Below are 7,299 nucleotides of genomic sequence, written 5' to 3' on the forward strand. Positions count from 1 at the left end.
TAGCGCTTCGGAGGAAGCCTTCGCGAGCAGGCTCGCTCCCACAGTTGGAATGCAATCTCCTGTGGGAGCGAGCCTGCTCGCGAATAGGTCGTCACCAGCGCCGAAAATCTAGCGCTCGTGCAACGCCTCAGCCCGCGCGCGGATGATCGGCTTGAGCAAATAGCTCAACACCGACTTCTTGCCAGTGATGATATCCACCGAAGCGACCATCCCCGGAATGATCAGCAGTGGCTTTTCATCCGTGCCCAAATGACTGCGCTCAGTGCGCACTTTGATCACGTAGTAGGTGGTTTTCTTGTCTTCGTCGGTGATGGTATCCGCACCGATCTGCTCCAGCTGTGCCTTCAGTCCGCCGTAAATGGTGTAGTCATAGGCGGTGAATTTGACGATCGCTTCCTGACCCGGATGCAGGAACGCGATGTCCTGCGGGCGGATCTTGGCTTCGACCAGTAGGGTGTCGTCCAGCGGCACGATTTCAACCATGTCGCTGCCCGGCTGGATTACGCCGCCGATGGTGTTGACCAGCAACTTGTTGACGATACCCCGCACAGGTGAGGTAACCAGCGTACGGCTGACGCGGTCTTCCAGCGCCTTGCCGGTGGCCTGGGCCTTGTTCAGATCGGTGCGCGCTTCGTTGAGCTGGGTCAGCGCTTCGCTGCGGAATTTGCCGCGGGTTTCGTCGATCTTGCGCTGCACTTCCTTGATCGCCGATTCCGCGCGCGGAATGGCCAGCGTGGTCGCATCGAGCTGGCCACGGGTTTCCACTTCGGCACGCTTGAGGCGCAACACTTCCACCGGCGAGACCGCGCCCTGCGCCACCAGCGGCTCGGACATGTTGATTTCCTGACGCTGCAAGCCGAGTTGCTGACGGTACTGCGCCTGCTTGGAGCTGAACTCACGCAGCTCTTGCTGACGCTGGATCAACTGCTCCTGCAAGCCGCCGATTTCATCGTGCAACTGCTGACGGCGGCTGATGTACAGCGACTCTTCGCTTTTTGCCTGGCCCGGCACGGCTTTGAGCACGTCCTCGGGGAAATTCAGCGGACGATCATCGACTTCCGCGCTCAGGCGCTCGACCCGCAGCAGCATCGACAGGCGATCAGCCTCGGTTTCGCCGACGTTGGAGGCAAAACGCGTGTCATCGAGACGAATCAGCGGCGCGCCGGCCTCGACGATCTGGCCTTCCTTGACGAACAGCTCGGAGACGATACCGCCCTCCAGGTTCTGGATTTTCTGGATCTTGGAAGACGGAATCGCCTTGCCGTCGCCCTTGGTTACTTCGTCGATCACGGCGAAGTTGGCCCAGAGCATGAGGAACACGAAGAAGCCGATGATCGCCCAGATGGTCAGGCGCACGACGCGCGGGGCGTCTTCTATCAGCGCCTTGTTGACCTCTGGCAGCGGCTGGCCCTGCAGCGAGGCAGAGCCCTTGAAGTAGCGACGGATCGACTCCTTGACACCGGACTTAAGCAACACTGATCTGCCCCTTCTTCAACGCTTCCATCACGGCGGCTTTCGGGCCGTCGGCGAGAATCTGCCCGCGATCGATCACCAGCAGGCGATCGACCAGCGACAACAGCGATGCCCGGTGCGTGACCAGCACCACGGTCTTGTTTTCAATCACTGCTGCGAGGCGTTGCTTGAGGCGTTCTTCGCCGGTGTTGTCCATCGCACTGGTTGGCTCATCCATCAGCAGAATCGGTGGATTGAGCAACAGCGCCCGGGCCAGGGCGACGTTCTGCCGCTGGCCGCCGGAGAGGTTCTGCCCGCGCTCGCCGACTTGCAGCTCGTAGCCTTGCGGGTGCAGACGGGCGAATTCGTGCACGCCGGCCAGTTCGGCGGCTTGCAGCACCAGCTCGTCTTCGACGTAACGCGCGCCGGACACCAGGTTGTCACGCAGGGTGCCGGACAGCAGCTGAATGTCCTGCGGCACGTAACCGATGTTGTAGCGCAGTTCGCTGACGTCGATCTGGCGGATGTCCACGCCGTCGACCAGCAAGGCACCGTCGTCCGGTTGGTACAGGCCCACCAGCAGTTTCGCCAGCGAACTCTTGCCCGAACCGCTGCGGCCGATGATGCCGATCTTCTCGCCGGGACGGATCACCAGGTTGATGTTCTTCAGCGCCGGGTTCTGCTGGTCCGGGTAGGTGAAGCTGAGCTGACGGCATTCGATCGCACCCTGCAGCACCTTGCGGCTCAGCGGGCGCTCCTCGAAGTTGCGCTCCTGCGGCAGCTCCATCATCTGGTCGACCGAGGTCATGGTCACCCGCGCCTGTTGATAGCGCGTGAGCAGGCCGGACAGCGACGCCAGCGGGCTCAGCGCGCGGCCACTGAGCATGTAGCAGGCAATCAGCCCGCCCATGCTCAGGTTGCCGGCGATGATCTGGTACACGCCGAAGACGATCATGATCACCCCGGCCAGTTGCTGGATCAGCAAGGTGATGTTCATCGCCAGACCGGAGAGCATTTTCACTCGCAGCTCGAGGCGACTGAGGGTGCCGATGGTCTGCTCCCACTGATACTGGCGCTCGCTTTCAGCGTTGTTGACCTTGACCGCGTCCAGCCCGGCGAGGGTTTCGATCAGGCTCGACTGGCGCTCAGCGCCCAGCGCCATGGTGCGCTCCATGGTCGCGATCAACGGCTTCTGCAAGGCGTAGCCGATCAACAGGGCAATCGGGAACGCCAGGACCGGGATCCACACCAGATGCCCGCCGAGAATGGCGATGACGATGAAAATCAGGATGGTAAACGGCAGGTCGATCAGACTGGTCAGGGTCAGCGAGGCGAGAAAGTCGCGCAGACTCTGAAACTCATGGATGTTCTGGGCAAAACTGCCGACCCGCGCCGGGCGGTATTTCATCGCCATGCCGACAATGCGCTCGAACAGCGTGGCGGAGATGATCAGGTCGGTTTTCTTCCCGGCCAGATCCAGGCACAGGCTGCGCAGGCTCTTGAGGATCAAGTCGAAGATGTAAGCGCCGGTGATGCCCAGCGCCAGCACCCAAAGGGTTGCTTCGGCCTGGTTTGGCACCACGCGGTCGTAGACGTTCATCACGAACAGCGGCGCGGCCATGGCGATGATGTTGATCAGGAAACTGGCGGCGATCGCATCGGCGTACAGCCAGCGCGAACGCTTGAGGGTGTCGCGAAACCACGAGCGTGCACGCGGGATCAGCGTGCCGTGGTTGACGTCGAATTTGTGCTGCGGCTGGGCGAAGAACACTTTGCCGGTGTAATCGTCGGTCAGCAGTTCGCGGCTGACCACCGATTCGCCGCCGTCGCTTTCGCTGAGCAGCACGCGTGCTTCGTTGTCGCCCTGCCAGCCGAGCAGGACGGCGCTGCGGCCATCCTTGAGCAGCAACAGCGCGGGCATGGCGATCGCCGGAATTTCTTCGAGCTTGCGCTGCAACACCCGCCCCTGCAACCCGGCGCGAGCCGCTGCGCGCGGCAGCAACTCGACACTCAAACGTTGTTTGGGCAGCGGCAGGCCGGTGGTCAGCATCGCCGCGCTGGCAGGCTTCTGGTGCAGCATGCACAGGGCGAGCAGACCATCCAGCAACGGATCGTCATGCAACGCGCGTGGATCATGGCTGAGTTGAACTCGACTGACTTCTGATTCCACGCTCGACACTCTTTAACAGTTGAAAGGGATAACTCAGTTCATCCCAGGCAGCTGGACCTTGGGCTTCACGTCGTTCTGCACAACGGATGCCAACGGCGCGACCACTCCCTGGCTTTTGAGCAATTGGCCCATGGTCGCCTTGATTCGATACTGAGTAAATAACTGAATGTTCTTGATTTCCGCCAGACGCCGCGAGGCGGTGAACAGCTCGTTTTCGCTGTCGAGCAAGTCCAGCAGGGTGCGTTCGCCGAGGCTGAATTGACGCTGGTAGGCAGTACGCACCGAAGTGCTGCGATCGACGTATTGCTGAGCGATCGGCACCTGAGCGTTGGCGTTGTTCAGGGCGTTCCAGGCCAGGCCGAGCTCTTCGTTCAACTGACGCAGGGCGTTGTTGCGGATGTCCAGCGCCTGGTTGGCCAAGTACGACTTGGATTCCAGATCGGCCTTGTTGCTGCCACCGGAATACAGGTTGAAACGCATGCGCAGCATGGCCTGCCATTCATTGTTGTGGCCGTTCTGGCCGTCGAGATCGTTGTCGGCGGTACGGCCTAGTTCGGCGTCGAAGCGCGGGTAAAAGGTCGATTTGGCGGTGGCGAACTGCTTCTCGGCAGCGGCAATATCCGACTCGGCGGAACGCAGGATCGGGCTGTTTTCCAGCATCTGCGCGCGGGCTTCATTGAGGTTGGCCGGCATCATCGCCATGAACGGCGCCGGGCGCTCGAGCTGGTCGGGCATCTGGCCGACGGCGCTGAGGAAGTTGGTTTCCGCGTCGGCGAGGTTGGTCTGTTCGGTGATCAGATTGTTGCGGGCCTGGGCCATACGCGCTTCGGCCTGATCAAGGTCGGCACCGCTGCCGACGCCGCGCTGGGTGCGCAGCTGGATCTGATCGTAGATGCGCTGGTGGCTCTTGAGGTTTTCCTCGGCCAGACGGACGAATTCGCGACGGGTCAGCACGTCCAGATACACCTGGGCGACAGTCAGTGCAGTACGCTCGGAAGTGCCCAGCAGTGAGTAAGCACGGGAGCTGACGTTGGCTTGTTGACGCGCCACTTCGTTGGACGTCGCGAAACCGTCAAAAACCATTTGCGAGAGACGTAAACTTGACTCGCTGCGGTTCAACGTCTCCCAGTGATTGCTTCCACCGTTCGCTCGAGTGGTCACACTGTCAGTGCCTTCACGGCCATAACCGCCGAGCAGATCGACCTTGGGCAGGTATCCCCCTTTCGCAGCCTTTAACTGATAATCCGCCGCCAATCGACTGTTGACCCCCGCCTGAATCTCCGGATGGACATCCAGCGCCTGTTGCATGGCTTCTGGTAAGGATTGTGCTTGTGCGAATGAGGCGGCGAGAGCGAAGGGAGCGGCAAGGAGCAAAAGCGAACGCATGGTTGGAATTTTCCCGGAACTTCTTGTCTTGAATCACAGCAGAACGTGGTGCTGCGTCGGATGATGGCAACCCGAAAGACCGTATGTCGGAAAGTTCAAAACAGGAACTGGATGACAGGCTGAAGGACAGGTCGCCGCGGAAATATCAATGTGACATTAGTGGGGCGATTGTTTAGGATGGCTCCCAGAAGGTCAATAGTTTGGCATAAAGTTAATCGCGATAATTTATAGCCAGATTATTGACGGAAATACAGCGTCAATAAGTTATCCATCTATAGAAAGTACGTCCAGACTGAAGTGGCGCCGACGCCCGTCAGGTCCATGGAAGTCAACTGAATGTGACACCCCGGAGAGTCTTCAATGAGCAGTGTTGTTGCCGTCGTCAAAAGCATTGTCGGTCAGGTTTTCGTGGTGTCCCCAGAGGGCGTGCGTCGCGTACTCGTTGAAGGCGATCGCCTGTATGTCGGCGACCAGATCGATACCGGCCTGTCCGGCGCGGTGTCGCTGGAACTGGCCGATGGCCGCATGCTCGATCTGGGCCGTGACACCCAGTGGAGCGCCAGCTCGCCTGACTCCAGCACTGACCTGGCCGAAGCCACCGCGCAGGCTGCGCCTTCTGTAGAAGAACTGCAGCAAGCCATCGCCGCCGGTGTCGACCCGACCACCGCACTCGAATCCACCGCGGCCGGCCCGACCGCCGCAGGTACCGGTGGCGCCGCCGGTGGTGGTCACAGCTTTGTCATGCTCGACGCCACCGCTGGCCGCGTCGATCCGACCATTGGCTTTCCGACGGCGGGCATCAATTCTGCCGGCCAAGTCGCGCAGGACACCACCGGCGGCCTGACCACCGACACCACCACCAACGCGCTGCGTGACTCGACCCTGAGCCTCAGCGCCACGCCGACCATCACCGAAGCCGGCGGCGTGCTGGTGTACACCGCGACCCTGACCCAGGCGCCGCTGACCGACCTGACCATCACCCTGTCCAATGGCGCAGTAATCGTCATCCCGGCCGGCGCCACCACCGGCACCGTCAACGTGCCGCTGGCGCCGAACGACACGGTCTACAACGACCCGACCCAGATCGACGTGACCGTCACTGGCACCAGCGGCGGCAACGGCATCACCGTGACCCCGCCGACTGTCCCGGCGACCACGCAAGTCACCGACACCGTCGACACCACTACCGTCACGTTGACGGCTGGTTCGAGCGTGACCGAAGGCGGCCAGATTACCTACACCGCGACGCTGACTAACCCGGCGCAAACTCCGGTGACGGTCACGCTGTCGAATGGCTCGACCATTACCATTGGCGCTGGCCAGACTACCGGCACTGTTAACGTGCCGACCCCGACCAATGACGTTTACAACAACGGCAGCACCGTTACGACGACGATCACCGGGGCTACCGGCGGCAACTTTGAAAACCTGGTGCCGAATCCGACGCCAGCAGTAACTACGATCACCGACTCGGTCGATAACACTGGCCTGACCCTGACCGCGACCAACAATATTGTTGAAGGCGGTCAGATCACCTACACCGCGACGTTGACCAACCCGGCGCAAACCCCGGTGACCGTCACTCTGTCGAACGGCTCGACCATCACCATTGCGGCTGGCGAAACCGTTGGTACCGTCAACGTGCCGACTGCGGCCAACGACGTGTACAACAATGGCAGCACCGTCAGCACCACGATCACTGGCGCTACCGGTGGCAATTTCGAAAATCTGGTGCCAAACACCACGCCAGCCGTTACCACGATCACTGATTCGGTTGATGACACCGGCCTGACTCTCACCGCGACCAACAACATTGTTGAAGGCGGTCAGATCACCTATACCGCGACCCTGACCAACCCGGCGCAAACCCCGGTAACCGTCACGCTGTCCAACGGCTCGACCATCACCATCGCGGCTGGCGAAACCGTCGGCACCGTCAACGTGCCGACTGCGGCCAATGACGTTTACAACAATGGCAGCACCGTCAGCACGACGATCACCGGGGCTACCGGCGGCAACTTCGAAAACCTGGTGCCGAACACCACGCCAGCAGTCACTACGATCACCGACTCGGTCGACAACACCGGCCTGACGCTGACCGCGACCAACAACATTGTTGAAGGCGGTCAGATCACCTATACCGCGACCCTGACCAACCCGGCGCAAACCCCGGTAACCGTCACGCTGTCCAACGGCTCGACCATCACCATCGCGGCTGGCGAAACCGTCGGCACCGTCAACGTGCCGACTGCGGCCAATGACGTTTACAACAATGGCAGCACCGTCAGCAC

General features: G+C 61.1%; 4 protein-coding genes. 1 reads left to right on the forward strand and 3 read right to left on the reverse strand.

Going from position 1 to position 7,299, the window contains the following annotated elements; all coding sequences use genetic code 11:
- Positions 1–108 precede the first annotated feature (108 nt).
- Genes D8U61_RS23380 through D8U61_RS23390 form a run of 3 tightly spaced genes read right to left on the reverse strand, consistent with a single transcriptional unit; the run spans position 109 to position 5,008 of the window.
- Positions 109–1,476, reverse strand: coding sequence for an HlyD family type I secretion periplasmic adaptor subunit (locus tag D8U61_RS23380; RefSeq protein ID WP_024011116.1), 1,368 nt, complete (start codon positions 1,474–1,476; stop codon positions 109–111).
- Positions 1,466–3,622 carry a type I secretion system permease/ATPase gene (locus D8U61_RS23385; protein WP_071174003.1) on the reverse strand — a complete coding sequence of 719 codons (2,157 nt, stop codon included), beginning with the start codon at positions 3,620–3,622 and terminating at the stop codon, positions 1,466–1,468. Before D8U61_RS23385 ends, D8U61_RS23380 begins: the two co-directional genes overlap by 11 nt.
- A gap of 33 nt (positions 3,623–3,655) precedes the next feature.
- Positions 3,656–5,008, reverse strand: a complete 1,353-nt coding sequence (locus tag D8U61_RS23390) for a TolC family outer membrane protein (protein ID WP_130927724.1) — start codon at positions 5,006–5,008, stop codon at positions 3,656–3,658.
- 360 nt (positions 5,009–5,368) lie between these two features.
- Here D8U61_RS23390 and D8U61_RS28140 point away from each other — a divergent pair.
- Positions 5,369–7,299: retention module-containing protein (locus D8U61_RS28140; RefSeq protein WP_241663651.1), on the forward strand; the 1,931-nt coding region annotated here is incomplete at its 3' end.

This window comes from Pseudomonas sp. Sample_14 (assembly GCF_004307515.1).
GTDB lineage: Bacteria > Pseudomonadota > Gammaproteobacteria > Pseudomonadales > Pseudomonadaceae > Aquipseudomonas > Aquipseudomonas atacamensis.

Coding starts and splice junctions, on each gene's coding strand:
- D8U61_RS23390 (WP_130927724.1), bottom strand. CDS start 5,008: ATGCGTTCGCTTTTGCTCCTTGCCGCTCCCTTCGCTCTCGCCGCCTCA.